At 69.8% G+C, this 19,201-nt stretch carries 15 protein-coding genes; 6 read left to right on the top strand and 9 right to left on the bottom strand.

Going from position 1 to position 19,201, the window contains the following annotated elements:
• Positions 1-60: 60 nt before the first annotated feature.
• Positions 61-735 carry a Crp/Fnr family transcriptional regulator gene (locus ABZ904_RS13890; protein ID WP_030573597.1) on the bottom strand — a complete coding sequence of 225 codons (675 nt, stop codon included), beginning with the start codon at positions 733-735 and terminating at the stop codon, positions 61-63.
• A gap of 251 nt (positions 736-986) precedes the next feature.
• Here ABZ904_RS13890 and nth point away from each other — a divergent pair, with 251 nt between their 5' ends.
• The 3 genes from nth to ABZ904_RS13875 all read left to right on the top strand — a co-directional run bounded on the left by nth (position 987) and on the right by ABZ904_RS13875 (position 4,368).
• Positions 987-2,198, top strand: a complete 1,212-nt coding sequence (gene nth / locus ABZ904_RS13885) for an endonuclease III (RefSeq protein ID WP_360996092.1) — start codon at positions 987-989, stop codon at positions 2,196-2,198.
• A gap of 163 nt (positions 2,199-2,361) precedes the next feature.
• Positions 2,362-3,048 carry a CoA pyrophosphatase gene (locus ABZ904_RS13880; RefSeq protein ID WP_359401995.1) on the top strand — a complete coding sequence of 229 codons (687 nt, stop codon included), beginning with the start codon at positions 2,362-2,364 and terminating at the stop codon, positions 3,046-3,048.
• Between the two features lie 120 nt (positions 3,049-3,168).
• Complete coding sequence (locus tag ABZ904_RS13875) at positions 3,169-4,368, top strand: MarP family serine protease (protein ID WP_359401998.1); 1,200 nt, start codon at positions 3,169-3,171, stop codon at positions 4,366-4,368.
• A gap of 40 nt (positions 4,369-4,408) precedes the next feature.
• On the opposite strand, the gene ABZ904_RS13870 is transcribed toward ABZ904_RS13875, so the two are convergent.
• The 6 genes from ABZ904_RS13870 to ABZ904_RS13845 form a co-directional block, all read right to left on the bottom strand.
• Positions 4,409-4,588: a hypothetical protein gene (locus ABZ904_RS13870; protein WP_359402001.1), complete on the bottom strand. Its 180-nt coding sequence runs from the start codon at positions 4,586-4,588 to the stop codon at positions 4,409-4,411.
• Positions 4,589-4,787: 199 nt separating this feature from the next.
• Positions 4,788-5,738, bottom strand: coding sequence for an alpha/beta hydrolase (locus tag ABZ904_RS13865; protein WP_361823198.1), 951 nt, complete (start codon positions 5,736-5,738; stop codon positions 4,788-4,790).
• Positions 5,735-6,214: a phage holin family protein gene (locus ABZ904_RS13860; protein ID WP_359402007.1), complete on the bottom strand. Its 480-nt coding sequence runs from the start codon at positions 6,212-6,214 to the stop codon at positions 5,735-5,737. The genes ABZ904_RS13865 and ABZ904_RS13860 overlap by 4 nt, the downstream gene beginning before the upstream one ends.
• 172 nt (positions 6,215-6,386) lie before the next feature.
• Entirely contained in the window at positions 6,387-7,808 is a 1,422-nt protein-coding gene (nhaA, locus tag ABZ904_RS13855) for a Na+/H+ antiporter NhaA (protein ID WP_360996231.1), read from the bottom strand.
• A 261-nt stretch (positions 7,809-8,069) separates the two neighbouring features.
• On the bottom strand, positions 8,070-10,025 hold the full coding sequence (gene acs, locus ABZ904_RS13850) for an acetate--CoA ligase (protein ID WP_361823196.1): 1,956 nt from the start codon (positions 10,023-10,025) through the stop codon (positions 8,070-8,072).
• 300 nt (positions 10,026-10,325) lie between these two features.
• The gene (locus ABZ904_RS13845; RefSeq protein WP_361823193.1) at positions 10,326-12,707 is read right to left on the bottom strand and encodes a bifunctional SulP family inorganic anion transporter/carbonic anhydrase; all 2,382 of its coding nucleotides are present in this window, start codon (positions 12,705-12,707) and stop codon (positions 10,326-10,328) included.
• 342 nt (positions 12,708-13,049) lie between these two features.
• Here ABZ904_RS13845 and ABZ904_RS13840 point away from each other — a divergent pair, with 342 nt between their 5' ends.
• Positions 13,050-14,309 carry a hypothetical protein gene (locus tag ABZ904_RS13840; RefSeq protein WP_361823190.1) on the top strand — a complete coding sequence of 420 codons (1,260 nt, stop codon included), beginning with the start codon at positions 13,050-13,052 and terminating at the stop codon, positions 14,307-14,309.
• Between the two features lie 18 nt (positions 14,310-14,327).
• Here ABZ904_RS13840 and ABZ904_RS13835 read toward each other — a convergent pair whose 3' ends face one another.
• Positions 14,328-15,308, bottom strand: coding sequence for an ATP-binding protein (locus tag ABZ904_RS13835; protein ID WP_361823187.1), 981 nt, complete (start codon positions 15,306-15,308; stop codon positions 14,328-14,330).
• Positions 15,309-15,409: 101 nt separating this feature from the next.
• Between ABZ904_RS13835 and ABZ904_RS13830 the strand changes: the two genes are divergently transcribed.
• Positions 15,410-16,234 carry an oxidoreductase gene (locus ABZ904_RS13830; protein WP_361823184.1) on the top strand — a complete coding sequence of 275 codons (825 nt, stop codon included), beginning with the start codon at positions 15,410-15,412 and terminating at the stop codon, positions 16,232-16,234.
• Between the two features lie 396 nt (positions 16,235-16,630).
• Here the strand turns inward: ABZ904_RS13830 and ABZ904_RS13825 are convergent, their stop codons facing one another.
• Positions 16,631-17,455, bottom strand: coding sequence for an HAD-IB family hydrolase (locus ABZ904_RS13825; protein ID WP_361823181.1), 825 nt, complete (start codon positions 17,453-17,455; stop codon positions 16,631-16,633).
• Positions 17,456-18,025: 570 nt separating this feature from the next.
• Here ABZ904_RS13825 and ssd point away from each other — a divergent pair.
• On the top strand, positions 18,026-18,988 hold the full coding sequence (gene ssd / locus ABZ904_RS13820; protein ID WP_361823178.1) for a septum site-determining protein Ssd: 963 nt from the start codon (positions 18,026-18,028) through the stop codon (positions 18,986-18,988).
• The last annotated feature ends 213 nt before the right edge of the window (positions 18,989-19,201 follow it).

Below are 19,201 nucleotides of genomic sequence, written 5' to 3'. Positions count from 1 at the left end.
ACAACGGGCCCCGCCTCCTCGGAGGACGGGGCCCAGGGTCGTACCGGCCGGGACCAGGCGTCAGCGGGAGCGCTTGGCCAGCCGCTCCACGTCCAGCAGGATCACCGCGCGGGCCTCCAGACGGAGCCAGCCACGCCCGGCGAAGTCCGCCAGCGCCTTGTTGACCGTCTCCCGGGACGCGCCGACCAGCTGAGCCAGCTCCTCCTGGGTGAGGTCGTGCACGACGTGGATGCCCTCCTCGGACTGCACGCCGAACCGTCGCGAGAGGTCCAGCAGCGCGCGGGCCACACGGCCGGGCACGTCCGAGAAGACCAGGTCGGACATCTGGTCGTTGGTCTTGCGCAGCCGTCGTGCGACGGCGCGCAGCAGGGCCGCGGCCACCTCGGGCCGCGCGTTCAGCCACGGCTGGAGGTCGCCGTGGCCCAGGCCCAGCAGCTTGACCTCGGTCAGCGCGGTGGCCGTCGCCGTACGCGGACCGGGGTCGAACAGCGACAGCTCGCCGATCAGCTCACCGGGGCCGAGGACCGCGAGCATGTTCTCGCGGCCGTCGGGTGAGGTGCGGTGAAGCTTGACCTTGCCCTCCATGACCACGTACAGGCGGTCACCGGGGTCGCCCTCGTGGAACAGCGAGTCGCCGCGGGCGAGGGTCACCTCACTCATGGAGGCGCGGAGCTCCGCGGCCTGCTCGTCATCGAGCGCCGCGAAGAGCGGGGCGCGCCGCAGAACGTCGTCCACGAGTTCTCTCCTTGTCGACCTGCTCAGGGGATCTTGCTCCCCCGTATACCAGGGGACCGTGTTCCCCATTTTGCCGGACGGTCCAAACAGTGTGATCTGTCACAAGGATGCCGCACGGATGTGCCGGGGTATGCGGCAGGGGTCCAATCGGGGGCCGATCTTCTGGCTTCGGGGCGGATGTCGGTGCCGGGCTTTAGGCTGGCCGGGTGTCCAAATCGCCGGTGAGAGCACAGGCCAAGGGGGCTGGGCGGGTGGTTGTACGTCGCGATTCCGCTGTGGGCGAACAGGGCTCCGGCGGCGGCAGGAAAACGGCAAAGACGGCGAAGGCGACGCCTGAGCGGGCGCCGTCGAAGCGGCCTGCCAGGAAGGCGACCGCCAAGAAGGCCACCTCGGAGACGGCCTCCGCCGCTTCCGGGACGGCCGCATCGGCCAAGACCGCCACTCCCGCGAAAACGGCGTCGGTGAAGAAGACGGCTCCCGGCAAGACGGCTGCCAAGAAGAGCCCGGCGGCGAAGAAGACGGCGCCGGCGAAGAAGACGGCCGCCAAGAAGACCCCGGCGGCGAAGGCCGCGGTCAAGAAGGCCACCACGGCGAAGAAGGCCGCCACGCCGGAGGCCGTCTACGAGAAGGGCACGGTCGCCGTGAAGGCAGCCGCTCCGGCCAGGACGATCGCCGCGAAGCCACCCGGCAACGAGTCACGCGCAGCTCTCGTCCGCCGCGCCCGCCGTATCAACCGCGAACTCGCCGAGGTGTACCCGTACGCCCACCCGGAGCTGGACTTCGAGAACCCCTTCCAGCTGATCGTGGCGACGGTCCTGTCCGCGCAGACCACCGACCTGCGGGTGAACCAGACCACCCCGGGACTCTTCGCCAGGTACCCGACCCCCGAGGATCTCGCGGCGGCCAATCCGGAGGAGGTCGAGGAGATCCTGCGCCCGACCGGCTTCTTCCGGGCCAAGACCAAGTCCGTGATCGGTCTCTCCAAGGCGCTGGTGGAGCAGTTCGGCGGCGAGGTGCCCGACACCGTGGAGGACCTCGTCAAGCTGCCCGGCGTGGGCCGCAAGACCGCTTTCGTGGTGCTGGGGAACGCCTTCGGCCACCCCGGCATCACCGTCGACACGCATTTCCAGCGGCTCGTACGCCGGTGGCAGTGGACCGACCAGACCGACCCCGACAAGATCGAGGCGGCGGTCGGTGCGCTCTTCCCGAAGAGCGAGTGGACGATGCTGTCGCACCATGTGATCTTCCACGGCCGCCGGATCTGCCATGCCCGCAAGCCGGCCTGCGGCGCCTGCCCGATCGCCCCGCTGTGCCCGGCGTACGGGGAGGGCGAGACCGATCCCGAGAAGGCGAAGAAGCTCCTGAAGTACGAGAAGGGCGGCTTCCCGGGCCAGCGGCTCAAGCCTCCGCAGGCCTATCTGGACGCGGGCGGCAAGCCTGCGCCGCCGCTGGGGGCCGGGTGAGGCGCCGGGGCGGGAGCGCGCGCCGGTCAGGCGAGGGACGGCGCACGGCGGGCCGGTTCCCAGGACACCCACACGGGGGACGTGCGGAACGATTCACGCTTCCGCGGGCGTTGGGATCGGCAGAACGGGGGTGGCGATGACACACGCGAGTAATACGGATCGCATGAGCGACACGGACGGCGAACGGCTGCGTCTGAACACGGAGGGACTGCCCGACTGGCTGGACCCGGTCGTGCGGGCGGTGCAGACCGTCGAGCCGCTCCAGCTCAGCCGATTTCTGCCGCCGGAGGACGGCGCGGGGCGCCAGTCGGCCGTGCTGATCCTGTTCGGCGAGGGCGATCACGGCCCCGAGATGCTGCTGATGGAGCGCGCCGGTTCGCTGCGCTCGCACGCGGGCCAGCCCTCGTTCCCCGGTGGCGCCCTCGACCCCGAGGACGGCGACCCGAAGGCCGACGGCCCGCTGCGGGCCGCTCTCCGCGAGGCCGAGGAGGAGACCGGGCTCGATCCGAGCGGTGTCCAGCTCTTCGGCGTGCTGCCCAAGCTGTACATCCCGGTCAGCGGTTTCGTCGTGACCCCCGTCCTAGGCTGGTGGCGCGAGAGGAGCCCGGTGGGTGTCGTCGATCCCAATGAGACTGCGCGGGTCTTCACCGTGCCCGTGGCGGATCTCACGGATCCGGCCAACAGAGCCACCACCGTTCATCCCAGTGGCCATCGGGGTCCGGCATTCCTGGTCGAATCCGCCCTTGTCTGGGGTTTCACGGCGGGCGTCATCGACCGCCTGCTGCACTACGCGGGCTGGGAGCGCCCCTGGGACCGTGACAAGCAGGTCCCGCTGGACTGGCGCGCATGACAAGGTGACCCCCGTGCTGTCTTTTTCCGGGGGACGCCGTGCCCTCTTGCCGTTGTGTGACGGGCCGGGTCCCCGGCCGGACGAAGACGGCCCGAATGTGACGAGGCGAGGCTCGAATCAGTGAACGTGCTGGACATCCTGTTGCTGGTCGCCGCCGTGTGGTTCGCGATCGTCGGCTACCGCCAGGGTTTCGTCGTCGGCATCCTGTCGGTGATCGGCTTTCTGGGGGGCGGGCTGCTTGCGGTCTATCTGCTGCCCTTCCTCTGGGACAGGGCGACGAGTGACCACAAGGTGAGCACGACCGCCGCCGTCGTCGCTGTCGTCGTCGTGATCGTCTGCGCTTCCGTCGGCCAGGCTCTGACCACGCACCTCGGCAACAAGCTGCGCCGGTACATCACCTGGTCCCCGGCACGCGCCCTGGACGCCACGGGCGGCGCCCTCGTCAACGTGGTGGCGATGCTCCTGGTCGCCTGGCTGATCGGCTCGGCCCTCGCCGGTACGACGCTGCCGACGCTCGGCAAGGAGGTCCGCAGCTCCAAGGTGCTCCTCGGGGTCTCCCGTGCCCTGCCCGAGCAGGCGGACACCTGGTTCGCCGACTTCTCCACGGTCCTCGCGCAGAACGGCTTCCCGCAGGTTTTCAGTCCGTTCGCGAACGAGCCCATCACCGAGGTGCGGCCCCCCGACCCGGCCCTCGCGAAGAGTGAGGTTGCCACGCGCGCACAGCGGTCCATCGTCAAGGTCATGGGTACGGCGCAGCGCTGCGGCAAGGTCCTCGAAGGCACCGGCTTCGTCTTCGGCAACCGCCGCGTGATGACCAACGCGCACGTGGTCGGCGGGGTCGACGAGCCCACCGTCCAGATAGGCGGCGAGGGCAGGAGGTACGACGCGAAGGTCGTCCTCTACGACTGGCACCGCGACATCGCCGTACTCGACGTGCCCGACCTGAGTGCGCCGGCGCTGCAGTTCACGTCCAAGGACGCGGCCGGCGGCAGCAACGCGATCGTCGCCGGATTCCCGGAGAACGGCTCGTACAACGTCCAGCCCGCGCGCGTCCGAGGCCGCATCACGGCCAACGGCCCGGACATCTACCACCGCGGCACGGTCCGCCGCGATGTGTACTCGCTGTTCGCGACCGTCCGCCAGGGCAACTCCGGAGGCCCCTTGCTCACATCCGAGGGCAGGGTCTACGGAGTGGTCTTCGCCAAGTCCCTCGACGACCCCGACACCGGGTACGCGCTCACCGCGGACGAGGTCCGGGAGGACATCTCCAAGGGGCGTACGGCGAATCAGCAGGTGGACAGCGACAGCTGTGCGCTCTGACTCCGGAGAGCGGGGGGCACCGGCTTTCCGGAAGACCGGGTCAGCCGCGTTGGTGACGCAGACGTACCGAGACCCAGCGGGCCCGGCGGCGCAGAATGTGGTGGATGCTGACGCGGGGGTCGGTGCCCGCCAGCTGCGGGGCGCCCCCCTCGTGGGAGCCCGGCCCTGCGGCCGAGCTGCGGTTGCGTGCTACGTCACTGTAGTCGTGCGTCCAGCCCATACCCCGACGTCTGCCCCCGCCCCAAGGTCGATAACCGCCCCTGCACCCCCCAATTGGCTTATGCGGCGGGCATGTGGCCGGTCGGGGAACGGGCGTTCCCGTCCAGCCACCGAGCGCATCCGCGAGGTCACCGAACGGGGTCGCATGTGATCTCCCCGGGGCCCGATCCGGCGGAGGCCGGACGTGGCTCGGACGTGGGTCAGCGGTCGGGTTCGGGATCCCGGAGCCAGTTGATCAGCTCGGCGGAGAACGCCACCGGGTCCTCCTCGTGCGGGAAGTGGCCCAGCCCGTCGAACAGCCGCCAGCGGTACGGCGCCTCGACGTACTCGCCCGATCCTGCCGCGCTCCTCGTGCGCATCACGGGGTCCAGGGAGCCGTGCAGATGCAGCGTGGGCACCCGCACCGGCCGCTTCATGCGCCGGTTGAACTGGATGCCGTCGGGGCGGGCCAGCGAGCGCACCATCCAGCGGTACGGCTCGATCGAGCAGTGTGCCGTCGACGGGATGGACATGGCGCGCCGGTACACCTCCACGGCCTCGTCGTCGGGCAGTCGCGGGCCCGACCAGTCCCGGATCAGCCGTCCGACCAAGGCGGCGTTGTCGGCGGTGAGGTGGCGCTCGGGGATCCAGGGCCGCTGGAACCCCCATATGTAGGAGCCCGCGGCCGTCTGCCTGAAGTCGCCGAGCATCGCCGAGCGCCAGCGTCGCGGGTGCGGCATCGAGGCGACCACGAGCCGCCGCACGAGCTTGGGGCGCATGGCGGCCGCCGTCCAGGCGAGGTACCCGCCCAGATCGTGGCCGACGAGCGCGGCGTCGGGCTCGCCCAGGGACCGTACGACCCCGGTGATGTCGAGCGCCAGGTTCGCCGGGTCGTAACCGCGGGGCGTACGGTCGCTGCCGCCCACCCCCCGCAGATCCATCGCCACGGCCCTGAAGCCGGCGTCGGCGAGAGCGGCCAGCTGATGCCGCCAGGCCCACCAGAACTGCGGGAAACCGTGCAACAGGAGGACCAGCGGGCCGTCGCCCAGTTCCGCGATGTGGAAGCGTGCGCCGTTGGCCGCGACGTCCCGGTGCGTCACCTGCTTTTCGCCGGGCACGTCGAGCCGTACGACCGAGGTGGGTTGCGCCGAAGGAGTGGCGGGGTCCGTCATGAGGACGAGCGTGCCACAGCCTCGGCAGCCTTGTCGGTCGAGTTCGGCTGACGGGGGTGCGGCTTGGCGTGCTGCAGCACGCCCGCGGTCTCCTTCATCGAGGCGGCGACCTTCTGCGGGCCCTTGCTCTTCTTGGCCTTCTTCGCGAAGACCGTGCCGATGAGCGCGAGCAGCGCGGCGACGAGCACGTTGGCGGCGAAGGACAGCAGGAAGCAGACGGCCATGTTCCAGCCGCTCCAGGTCCGGATCCCGTACGCCAGCGCGAAGTTGAGCATGGGCAGGGAGAACAGTAGTACGGCGCCCGCGGCCGAGAACGCGCCGCCGCTCGTCGCGCCGCGCTTGATGTCCTGCCGGAGCTGGGCCTTGGCCAGCGCGATCTCGTCGTGCACCAGCGCGGACATTTCGGTCGTCGCCGAGGCGAACAGCTGGCCGATGCTGCGTTCGGCGCCGACCGGGCTGCCGTCGGGTGCGCTCATCGCGGTCTCCCTGCTCTCTGCGTGTCTGCTCCGCGCCGCTGCGGAGTTGTGTGGATGTGTCAGATCATGCCGGACGGTCGTTCTCCTCGCTTGCCCCGCCCGCTACTTCGGCAAGCGTGCCGCTGTCCGCGTCCGGACGGCGGGCGCCGCCCGCTCAGCCGGACGCGGCGTCTCAGCGACCGGAGGACGGCTGCTTCCCGGCGTCGGACGGCGACCCGCTCACCGCTCCCTTGAGTGCGGCGAGCCTGCGGTGCTCGGCGGCCCTGCGTTCGAGGATCTCGGCCATCCGCAGGTGGTAGGCCGGATCGTCGTCCGCGTAGACGTCCGGAATGCCGTCGAGGTCCTCGTCGCGCTCCTCGTCCGCGCAGAGTGCGCGGTACTTGGCGTTCCGTATCTTCAGCAGCACGGTGGCGCACAGGGCTGCGATCAGGGACCCGACGAGGACCGCCGTCTTGACCTCGTCGGTGAGCACGGCGTCGCCCGCGAACGCGAGTTCGCCTATGAGCAGGGAGACGGTGAATCCGATCCCCGCCAGGGTGGCGACCGCGAACACGTCCGCCCAGGCGAGCCCTTCGCTGAGCGTGGCGCGTGTGAAGCGGACCGCCAGCCATGTACCGCCGAAGATGCCGACCGTCTTCCCTACGACGAGGCCGAGTACGACGCCGAGGGTCTCCGGTCTGGTGAAGACGTCCTCGAGGGCCCCGCCCGAGATCACGACGCCCGCGTTGAACAGGGCGAACAGCGGCACAGCGAGCCCTGCTGACAGGGGCCGTACGAGATGTTCGATGTACTCGCCGGGGGAGTGCTCCTCGTCCTCGTGGCGGTGGCAGCGCAGCATCAGCCCCATGGCCACGCCGGCGATGGTGGCGTGGACACCGCTGTTGTGCATCAGGCCCCAGATGACCAGCGCGAGCGGGACATACACGTACCAGCCGCGTACGCCCTTGCGCAGCAGCACCCAGAACACGACGAGCCCGACCATGGCGCCGCCGAGGGCCACGAAGTCGAGACGGTTCGTGAAGAAGACGGCGATGATCAGGATCGCGAACAGGTCGTCGACGACGGCGAGGGTGAGCAGGAAGGCGCGCAGGGCCGAGGGCAGGGAGGTGCCGATGACCGCGAGGACCGCGAGCGCGAACGCGATGTCGGTGGCCGTGGGGACCGCCCAGCCGGCGAAGGAGCCGCCGTCGGCAGCGTTGGTGAGGGCGTAGACGACCGCGGGTACGGCCATACCGCAGAGCGCGGCGATCACGGGGAGTACCGCGGCGCGGGGGTCCCGGAGATCGCCCGCGACCAGTTCGCGCTTGAGTTCGATGCCGGCGACGAAGAAGAAGATTGCGAGGAGGCCGTCGGCAGCCCAGTGCTGGACGGACAGATGCAGTCCGAGCGTGGCGGGCCCGAAGCTGAAGTGGCCGATGTTCTCGTAGGCGCTGTGCAGCACGCCTGTGTTGGACCAGATCAGGGCCACGACCGCGGCGAGCAGGAGCAGCACACCACCGACGGTCTCGGCGCGCAGCGCATTCGTGACGATCGTCCGCTCGGGAAGGGAGAGACGTCCGAGGAACGTGCGGTCACGGGTGCGGGGCGTGGCCACGGTGAAGACCTCCGGGTCGGTACGACGGCTGATCACCGTCCGGGATCGCGGACGGCTCGCCGACCAGACTTCCCGGCACACCCGTCAGTCATTTTACCTGACCCATACGAATTAAATATGCGCTTATCTGCGGAAGCGGGGTCAGGCGGACGCCGAACGGAAGCGCAGTGAGCGCGAGGCGGGGGAGGGCTCGGGCATGAAGAGCAGAAAAACGGGGCGCCCGGCTGCTGCCGGGCGCCCCGTCGTGAACCAGGGGACTGCTCAGTCCTCGCCGGGCGCCGCCGGCAGCTTCGCCTGGATCAGGTCCATCACGGTCGAGTCCGTCAGCGTGGTGACGTCACCCAGCTGACGGTTCTCGGCGACATCGCGCAGCAGACGCCGCATGATCTTGCCCGACCGCGTCTTCGGCAGCTCCCCCACCGGAAGGATCCGCTTCGGCTTGGCGATGGGGCCGAGCGTCGCGCCGACGTGGTTGCGCAGCTCGGCGACGAGACCGTCGTCCTCGGACGCCGTGCCCCGCAGGATCACGAACGCCACGATCGCCTGCCCGGTGGTCTCGTCCGCGGCACCCACGACCGCCGCCTCGGCGACCGCGGGATGCGACACCAGTGCCGACTCGACCTCCGTGGTGGAGATGTTGTGCCCGGACACGAGCATCACGTCGTCGACCCGCCCGAGCAGCCAGGTGTCGCCGTCGTCGTCCTTCTTCGCGCCGTCCCCGGCGAAGTACTTGCCTTCGAAGCGCGACCAGTACGTGTCGATGAACCGCTGGTCGTCACCCCAGATGGTGCGCAGCATCGACGGCCACGGCTCGGTGAGCACCAGATAGCCGCCGCCCCCGTTCGACACCTCGTTCGCCTCGTCGTCGACCACGGTCGCGGAGATGCCCGGCAGGGGCCGCTGCGCCGAACCCGGCTTGGTCTCGGTCACGCCCGGGAGCGGCGAGATCATCATCGCGCCGGTCTCGGTCTGCCACCAGGTGTCCACGATCGGCGTGCGGTCGGCACCGATGTTCTTGCGATACCAGATCCAGGCCTCGGGGTTGATGGGCTCGCCCACGGACCCGAGGACCCGCAGGGTGCTCAGATCGAACTTGGCGGGGATGTCGTCGCCCCACTTCATGAACGTGCGGATGGCCGTCGGCGCCGTGTACAGGATGGTCACCCCGTACTTCTGCACGATCTCCCAGAACCGGCCCTGGTGCGGGGTGTCCGGCGTGCCCTCGTACATGACCTGGGTCGCGCCGTTGGCCAGCGGCCCGTACACGATGTACGAGTGCCCGGTGACCCAGCCGACGTCCGCGGTGCACCAGTAGACGTCGCTCTCCGGCTTGAGGTCGAAGACCGCCCAGTGCGTGTACGACGTCTGCGTGAGGTAGCCGCCCGAGGTGTGCAGGATGCCCTTGGGCTTACCCGTCGTACCGGACGTGTAGAGGATGAACAGCGGGTGCTCCGCGTCGAACGCCTCGGGCGTGTGCTCCGCGGACTGCCGCTCGACGATCTCGTGCCACCACACGTCCCGGCCCTCGGTCCAGGCGATTTCCTGGCCCGTGCGCCGTACGACGAGCACGTGCTCGACGTTGTCCACGCGCTCGATCGCGTCGTCGACGGCCGGCTTGAGCGCGGACGGCTTGCCCCGGCGGTAGCCCCCGTCGGAGGTGATGACGACCTTGGCGTCGGCGTCCTGGATGCGGGTGGCGAGGGCGTCGGCCGAGAAGCCGCCGAAGACGACGGAGTGCGCGGCTCCGATGCGGGCGCAGGCCAGCATCGCGATCGCGGTCTCCGGGATCATCGGCAAGTACACCGCGACCCGGTCGCCCTTGCGGACACCGAGTTCGAGCAGGGCGTTGGCGGTCTTGGAGACCTCGTCCTTGAGCTCGGCGTAGGTGATGGCGCGGCTGTCGCCGGGTTCGCCCTCGAAGTGGATGGCGACGCGGTCTCCGTGACCGGCCTCCACATGCCGGTCGACGCAGTTGTACGCGACGTTGAGCTTGCCGTCCTTGAACCACTTGGCGAAGGGCGGATTCGACCAGTCGAGGGTCTCGGTGGGCTCCACGGCCCAGGTCAGCCGACGGGCCTGCTCGGCCCAGAAGCCCAGCCTGTCAGCCTTGGCCTGTTCGTACGCCTCGGCCGTGACGTTGGCGCCCGCGGCCAGGTCGGCAGGGGGCGCGAACCTGCGCTCTTCCTTGAGCAGGTTGGCCAGGCTTTCGTTGCTCACGACATCTCCCTTTCCCAGGGTGTCCGTTGTGTCCCAGGCCACAGCTCATCAGACCGAAGGGCTCGATGACAAGGGTCGGCCGAAAATTGGTTTAGACCTGTCAGGTCTGACGCTGATCAGCCAGGTCACCTGAGGTCACGTACACGCCGACGCTCCGGTTCATTTGGTGATGCCTCCGCAGCCTCCCGAGCCGTGGCGGCATCGCCCGGTAGGCGGTGCGCGTCTACGACGGGCCGGCTCGACCGGAGCCCGGCCTCCTCGGCCATGGGTGCGCGACCCGGGTCGCGCACCCCCGTGGTGTCACGCCGGGCTGCGCAGTTCCCCGGCCGCACCCACCCGCCCGAAGACATCGCCCTCGTCGGACGCGTCGAGCAGATACGCCTGTGCCTCGCCGACGTGGAAGTACATCCCGTGCAGCTCGAGATCCCCCTCGCCCAGGGCACGGGCCACGGACTCGTGGCCCCCTAGATGCTCCAGCTGCTGCACCACATTGGTCAGACACAACTGTTCGATCGCGTCGGCAGGCTCCCGTCCGGTGATCCGGGGCCGGCGCCGGTCCTGTCCGGCCATCCGCTCCAGACTCGGCAGCCCGTGCCGCAGCCACCGCTTGAGCGGGGTCTGCACGCCGCCGGGCTCCGAAGTGAGCAGGGCTTGCATCGCACCGCACCCGGAATGTCCGCACACGGTGATGGACCGCACCTTCAGGACCTCCACCGCGTACTCGATGGCGGCGGCCACCGAATCGTCCCCGCTCTCCGCCCCCGGCAGCGGCACCAGATTGCCGACATTGCGGACCACGAAGAGATCACCGGGACCACTGGAGGTGATCATCGACGTGATGAGCCGCGAGTCGGCGCAGGTCAGGAAGAGCTGAGACGGCTGCTGCCCCTCACGCGCCAGCCGGGCCAGCTCGCCGCGCACCAGCGGGGCGGTGTTCCGCTGGAAGGCGCTGATCCCACGCGCGAGCTGCTGCGCGCTCGGTCCGGCCCCCGCCTCCGACGTGCCCGGCCGGCCGCCGGACTGTGCGGTCGGCGGACGCTCGCACTGGTGGTTGCGCCACGGCGTCCAGGGCCGGCACCGGCACGTGGACGCCTCCGTCGGCTCCTGGCCTTCCGTGACGGCGGGCGAGCTGAGCGAGGGCATGGTGATGGGCGTTCCGGCGCGGCCGGCGAGGGCGACCGTGCCGCTGCGCGCGAGATGGCTCCGCTGCCAGTCGTGCAGGGTCTCGTACGCCGCGTGGTCCATGAACGACCCGTCCAGCTCCACGACGGCGTCCGCACCCGCGGGCACCAGGTGGAGCGCCCGGCTGAGCCGGGGTACCGCGAGGAACGTCAACTGGCCGCGAACGCGTACGTGATGAACCCCGTTTCTCTCCTCGTGCGTGATACGGGTGCGGGCCAGGCGGTGCAGGGCGACGGCGACGGCCGCGGCGATCCCGAACGCCACGCCCTGCAGGACGCCCAGGAAGACGACGCCGAGCGTGGTGACGGCGTACACCAGCACCTCTCGGTGACGGGTGACCGCGCGGATGTGGTGCAGGGACACCATCTGGATGCCGATGGCCATCACCAGAGCGGCGAGTGAGGCGAGGGGGATCAGCTCGAGCACCGGGACCATCAGCAGCGCGGCTACCACTACCCAAACACCGTGGAGCATCGTGGAGTTCCGGCTGACGGCGCCGGCTTGCACGTTCGCCGAGCTCCGGACGGCGACGCCCGCGAGCGGCAGTCCCCCGAGGGCCCCCGAGGCGATGTTCGCGGCGCCCTGCCCCAGCAGCTCGCGGTCCAGGTCGGAGCGGCCGAGATGCTGGTGCCGCCCGGCCGCCAGCTTGTCCACGGCGACGGCGCCGAGCAGCGACTGCACGCTGCAGACAAGAGTGATGGTGAGGACGGCGGCGGCGATGCCGAGCACAGGGCCCTCGGGCAGCCCGGCCAACGCATGGCTGCGCCAGGACGGCAGATCGACCCTGGGCAGGGTGAGCCCGGCGAGCGAGGCGGCCCCGGTGGCGCCGGTGACGGCGACGAGCGCGGCCGGGATCCTGCGCAGCAGGTCTCCCGCACGTCCGGGAATCCGTGGCCAGGCGAACAGCAGGGCCAGGGTCAGCGCGCTCACCGACACGGCGGCCGGTTGCAGATGCGCCAACTGGGCAGGCAGCGCGCGGAAGTTGTCGAGGACGGCACTCTGCGGTGTGCCGCCGAGCACGATGTGCAGCTGGGCGACGGCGATGGTCACGCCGATGCCGGCGAGCATGCCGTGCACGATGGCCGGGCTGACGGCGAGCGCCGTACGCGCCACGCTCAGGCAGCCGAGGCCCAGTTGCGTGAGGCCGGCGAGGACGGTGATGGCGCACGTGGTACGCCATCCGTAGCGGTGGATGAGGTCGGCGGTGACCACGGTGAGTCCGGCGGCCGGGCCGCTGACCTGGAGCGGGGAGCCGCCGAGCCGGCCGGCGACGATACCGCCGACGGCTGCGGCGACGAGGCCGGACTGGAGCGGGGCACCGGTGGCCAGTGCGATGCCGAGGGAGAGTGGGAGAGCGATCAGGAAGACCGCGATGGAGGCCGAGAGATCGGCGCCCGCGACGTGGAAGCGGCGGGGGCGGTTCGGCGGTGGGCTGTGGGGCTGGTGCATGCGCTTGGTCCGAGTCGATTCGGCGGCGCGGGCGGGTACGCAGGCGGGCATGGTTCCCGTCTCCTCCGGTGCGGCGCGGTCGCGGAACTGGGGCTCCCCGGCTGGGGCCGGGGTCTGACGCGGCCGTGGGTCACGGCGTACAGCGGCGGGATCTCAAATATTCGGCAAATGAATCGTAATGCCGAGTAAAGGCAATGCATTCGACACCGGATCAAATAGGGCAATAAATCACCTATTGGGGTGAATAACTCATTTCATCGGCTCGTCCCACGAAATCCTGTCGGCCTCGCGTGCGATCTTGGCGGGGCTGCGCGTGACTGTGGGCTCCGCCCGCACGGCGGCGCACATCACCTGATCGGCGTGGCCCCGACTGAAGGAAGAAGGTGGGCCGAAATGGCCGCCACCCAGAGGATCACCGCGGGCGTCGCACTGGCCGCGGTCTGCGCCACCGTGCTCTGCAGCTGTTCGAGCGGCCGCAACGGCTCCGAGGAGGGCCCGAGGAGGCCGGCCGCCGGTCCTCTGCCGGGGAGTGCGGTCCGCCTGATCGGCGACGGCTCCACGGCGTACACCGGCTCCCAGCCCCATCTGCCCAGGCCCCAGCGGCTGAAGCCCGGTCAGCGGCCACCTCAGTTCGTGGTCCTCTCCTGGGACGGGGCCGCCGAGGACAGTCAGAAGCTGTTCTCGCACTTCCGCAAGGTCGCCAAGGCCAACAACGTGACGATGACGTACTTCCTCAGTGGTCTGTACATGCTGCCCGAGGAGAAGCGCGAGCTCTACCGGCCGCCGGAGCACTCGCCGGGCCGTTCGGACATCGGCTTCAACGACCAGAAGGGCGTCAAGGACACCGCCGAGCAGTTGCGTATGGCCTGGTTGGAGGGGAACGAGATCGGCACCCACTTCAACGGCCACTTCTGCGGCAACGAGGGCGGGGTCGGCCAGTGGTCGGTCGAGGAGTGGAAGGACGAGGTCGTCCAGGCGAAGGCGTTCGTCAAGTCCTGGAAGACGAACTCCGGCCTCAAGGAGGAGCCCCCGCTGCCCTTCGACTACGACAAGGAGCTCATCGGCGCCCGCACGCCTTGTCTGGAGGGACAGGAGAACTTTGTGAAGGCGGCCCGGGACCTGGGCTTCCGGTACGACAGCTCCGGTACAGGCAAGCAGGTCTGGCCGAAGAAGGACGGCGTGTGGGACCTGTCGATGCAGCTCGTGCCTTTTCCCGGGCACAGCGACGAGCAGTTGAGCAGGGACTACAGCTTCATGGTCAGCCAGTCGGGCAACCGGACGCAGGGCGACCCCGACAAGTTCGAGGAGTGGGGCGCCCAGTTCCGTGACGGCCTGCTCCAGGGGTTCCAGCGGGCTTACGACGGAAACAGGGCACCTTTGATCATCGGCAATCACTTCGAGTCCTGGAACGGCGGCGCCTACATGCGTGCCGTGCAGGAGGTGATCGAACGCGTCTGCACCCAGCCCGAGGTGCGCTGCGTCTCCTTCCACCAGCTCGTCAACTGGCTGGACGCGCAGGACCCGCAGGTCCTGGAGAAGCTGCGCACACTCGATGTCGGGCAGGCCCCGGCCGAGGGCTGGGAGGCCTTCCTGGGGCGTTCGCCCGCCCCGTCTCCGAACAGTGCACCCAAGGTGTCGGCGGCCAAGCGGTAGTCGCCGGGCGGCTCTCGGTCACACGGTGGCCGCCAGACCCTCGCCGAGGACGAATCCGGGGTCGATCTGCGCCGCCAGATCGGTCCCGGTGCGTTCGTTGCCCCAACTGGCCGCGTTCTTCAGGTGGAAGTGCACCATCTGACGCATGTAGCGCTCCGGGTCGCGCAGTTCGTAGGTGGCGTCGGCGGCTACCTGAAGAGCGTGCAGGCAGCGGCGGTTCGCGTTCTCGAGGACCTCGAACCTGGACGGGCGGCCCTTCTCCATGGCGCGCACCCAGTCCGAGTGCCCGACTGAGACCAGCAGGTCGTCACCGACCTCGGCACCGAGGAAGTCGAGGTCGTCCCGACCCTGCACCTTGTTGCCGACGACCTTCAGAGCGATGCCGAAGTCGCGGGCGTACTCCTTGTACTGCCGGTAGACGGAGACCCCCTTACGGGTCGGCTCGGCGACGAGGAACGTGATGTCGAAGCGAGTGAACATGCCGGAGGCGAACGAGTCCGAGCCCGCCGTCATGTCGACCACCACATACTCGCCGCGGCCGTCCACCAGATGGTTCAGGCACAGCTCCACCGCTCCCGTCTTGGAGTGGTAGCAGGAGACTCCCAGGTCGGCATCGGTGAAGGGGCCGGTGACCATCAAACGGGCGGTGCCGCCGTCGAGTTCCACCGGGCGGGCGCACGCGTCGTAGACCGGGTTGTCCTCCCGCACCCGCAACAGCCGCGAGCCCTCGCCGGGCGGCGTGGTCTTGATCATGCTCTCCGCTGATGCGATCCGCGGGTTGGAGCCACGCAGGCAGTCCTTGATCAGCCCCAGCCGCTCGCCCATGGAGGGCAGCGCGGCGGCCTCGTCCTCATCGAGGCCCAGCGCGGCCCCGAGGTGCTGGTTGATGTCGGCGTCGATGGCGACCACGGGCGCACCGACGGCGGTGAGGTGGCGGATGAACAAGGAGGACAGGGTCGTCTTGCCGCTGCCGCCCTTCCCTACGAAAGCAATTTTCATGTTCACCAAGGGTAGTCTTGATGTAGCTATGAGTGACAGTCATAGGTGAGGAAGACCACTCCATCGAAGGAGCGGGCGTGGAGGTGCGTAGTGTCGTACTCATGAGTACGACAGGTGCGACAGCCGATCCGCTCGCGGTCCTGGGGGCGCTGCCCGGTGTGGCCGAGTCCGTGGAGTCCGTGCGCAAAGCCGTGGACCGGGTCTACGGGCACCGGATCATGCGACGCCGCAGCAACGAGATCACCTCCGAGGCGGCGCTGCGCGGCGCACGCGGTTCGGCGGCACTGTCCGGCGCCGACTGGGCGCTGGAGGAGGTGCGCCGGCGTACGGACTTCAGTGGCGACGACGGAGCCCGGACGGTCGGTGCGGCTCTCAGGCTGACCGCCGAGGCGGGGCAACTGCTGTCCATCTGGCGGCAGTCACCGCTGCGGGTGCTGGCGCGGCTGCACCTGGTGGCGGCCGCGGAGTCCGACGCGCGGGTGGGACGCCCGCGCCAGGACGGCGAACCGGTGGACGAGCCGCTCATCGAACTGCCGTTGCCGGGCGCCGCCGAGGTCTCCGGCCGCCTCGAGGGGCTCTCCGAGCTGATCGTCGCCGGTGGTTCGGCCCCGGCTCTCGTGACCGCGGCCGTCGTGCACGGCGAACTGCTCGCCCTGCGTCCCTTCGGCTCTCACAACGGCCTCGTCGCGCGTGCGGCGCAGCGCATCGTGCTGGTCGGCAGCGGGCTCGACCCGAAGGCGATCTGTGCGGCCGAGGTCGGCCACGCCGAACTGGGCCGCGCGGCCTATGTGGCCGCGCTCGACGGTTATGTGTCGGGGACCCCGGACGGCATGGCGGCGTGGATCGCCCACTGCGCGAAGGCAGTCGAACTGGGGGCGCGCGAGTCGACCGCGGTCTGCGAGGCCTTGCAGCGCGGAGCGGCGTAGCTCTCGGGCGGCCACGGCCGGACATGGGAAAGGGCCCCTGGGGGCCCAGCGCATGGTTGCGGCGGTACGAGGGCTCGTACCGCCGCTGGCACGCCCGCAGAGTTACCAAGCGTCCTCGATATGTCGCCCATCAGGTCGGGAACTCTTGCCCGTCACCTGGTGCGGCTGGCCCGTAATCGACGGGTCGACGTCGCGTGGGTGCCCTGCGTCCATGCTCGGTCCGTGGGGCCAATTGCGTGTATTAAAGGTGATCCTTTCGGATGTCCTTTGGTCTCGCGGGCCGCTAACCCCTTTTGTACTCCTGGGGTCGGCCAAGCGGAAGCCCTCGATGCACTTCTTTACTTTCAGGTTCAAAGAGGAGTGAATCGGACGGGCGTGTCCGTGGCGGTACGCGGTTCACACGGCCGATGCGCGTCGTCGGCTCGTGTACCAGACGAACCCCGCGGTGGCCGCCGCCGCGCCTATCGCCGCCATGGCGAGAAGTGCCGGCCTGGGCGGCACGGACAGCCGCTGCTTCAGCCGGACCGGGCGGTGGAAGTCCAGAATCGGCCAGCCTTGCGCGAGCGCCTCGCGTCGTAGGGTCCGGTCCGGATTCACGGCGTGCGGATGGCCGACCGACCGCAGCATCGGCAGATCGGTGGCGGAGTCGCTGTACGCGTAGCAGCGTGCGAGGTCGTATCCCTCGGACTCCGCGAGCTCCTTGATCGCATCGGCCTTCGTCGGGCCGTACGCGTAGTACTCCACCTCGCCGGTGAAGCAGCCGTCCTCGCCCACGACCATGCGGGTGGCCACCACCCGGTCCGAGCCGAGCAGTTCGCCGATCGGCTCGACCACCTCCGCGCCGGACGTGGACACGATCACGACATCGCGTCCGGCGGTGTGGTGCTCCTCGATCAGGGAGGCGGCCTCGTCGTAGATGATCGGGTCGATCAGGTCGTGGAGCGTCTCGGCGACGATCTCCTTGACCTGCTGGACGTTCCAGCCGCGGCACATCGCGGACAGGTACTCGCGCATCCGCTCCATCTGGTCGTGGTCCGCGCCGCCCGCCAGGAACACGAACTGGACATAGGCGGTACGCAACGCGGCCCTGCGATTGATCAGTCCTCCTTGGTAGAAGGACCTGCTGAAGGTGAGCGTGCTTGACTTCGCAATGACCGTCTTGTCCAGGTCAAAGAAGGCCGCTGTGCGGGGCAAGGAGTGGTTTTCCACGGGCCTGAGCATAGGCGCCCACCATTCGGCGTAAGGTGGGGCGCGTGGGTTTGCCTGAGAGGCCTCTCGGGTACACCATGGAAGTCACGGATCGTTCGCGACCGTGCTAACCCGGCCCGACTCCTCCCCCCCCGAGTCGGCCGTGGGGACGACCCCCGCTCTCCCCCCCGGCGGGGGTCGTCGCATGTCCGGATGCATTTTCCCCGTTTCCTGTGCGGTCTCGCGGCCGTGGTGCGGCCTCGCGGGCGCGGCGGCGGCATGCCCATGATCCGACACGCTCAGTAGTCACATCGCTGCTCTGTGAAAGTCGCCCAGGCCGGCGCTGTAGGGGTGAAGGCGATATTCACATCCACTGAGTTGTCCACAGTTTTCGACCAAGATCCACATGATTTTCCGGAACGCCGCACCGTGATTCCAGCGCGTCCGGCGGCGGCGAGTTCATGACCGTTCCGTTTCCCGGAGGCGTATGGCCGGTTCCTATCGGCCTCTCATAAGGAGACCGGTTACCGGTTCTTCACCTTAACGGGAAGCGCGGGGTTCAAGTGGGCGCCGCGGACGAAGCAGTGAAGGGGGCTGGAGATCGTGGCGGGAGCCATCACACGCGACGGGTCGGCCGTCGCAGAGGGGCGTCGGAGCGGACCTCTGATCGTCACCGAGGACGCGGAACTCCTCGACGACCTGCTCCGTCTGTGCGCGGCCGCGGGTGCCAGACCGGAGGTGCACCCCGGCGTCCCGCGACATCGCGGCAGCTGGGAGGCGGGGCCGCTGGTCCTGGTCGGCGACGATGCGGCGTGCCGCGTGCGGGGAGCCGTGCGCAGGCGAGGGGTCGTGCTGGTGGGGCGGGATCAGGGCGATTCCGGCGTGTGGCGGCGTGCCGTGGAAATCGGCGCCGACCATGTCCTGCTGCTGCCGGACGGCGAGCAGTGGCTCGTCGACCGTATCGCCGACGTGGCGGAGGGCGTCGGCCGTCCGGCGCTCACCGTGGGCGTGATCGGCGGCCGTGGCGGGGCCGGTGCGTCCACGCTCGCCTGCGCGCTGGCCGTCACCTCCGCGCGTGAGGGCAGGCACACCCTGCTCGTGGACGCGGATCCCCTGGGCGGCGGACTCGACGTGCTCCTCGGCGGCGAGACCACCGCAGGATTGCGCTGGGCCGGCGTTCGCCGCCTCCCGTGGCCGGGTCGGCGGAGGCGCTCTGGAGGAGTCCCTGCCCGAGCTGCGGGTGCTCAGCTGGGACCGCGGCGACACCGTGGCGGTCCCGCCGCAGGCGGTGCGCGCGGTTCTGGCCGCGGCCCGGCGGCGCGGCGGTGCGGTCGTCGTCGACCTGCCGCGCCGTGTCGACGAGGGGGTCGCCGAAGTCCTCGCCCAGGTGGACGTCGGGATCCTGGTCCTTCCCGCCGAGCTGCGAGCCGTCGCGGCCGCACGGCGGGTGGCCTCGGCCGTCGGCATGGTCCTCGGCGACCTGCGGATCGCGGTCAGGGGGCCGCACGCCCCGGGACTGGACGACCGCGAGGTGGCCCGTCTGCTGGGGCTGCCGCTGGTCGGTGAGGTGCCTTTCGACACACCGCCGCAGGACGGTCCGTGCCGCCCGGAGGAGCGGCGCGGGGGCCGCTCGCCCGGTTTTGCTCCGCCTTCTGGGAGCGGGCGCTGGCCGAGGCGGGTGACTGACGTATGAACACGGGCTGGGGCGTGACGGCGATGGCGCAACGCGGCGCGGCAGGCGGTGCCGGGGTGAGCGGAAGCCGTGAGCAGGCGGCCGGA

The sequence above is a fragment of the Streptomyces sp. NPDC046900 genome (assembly GCF_040644975.1).
Classification (GTDB): domain Bacteria; phylum Actinomycetota; class Actinomycetes; order Streptomycetales; family Streptomycetaceae; genus Streptomyces.
The sequence above is the reverse complement of the archived record's forward strand: the minus strand, read 5'-3'. Positions and strand labels throughout refer to the sequence as shown.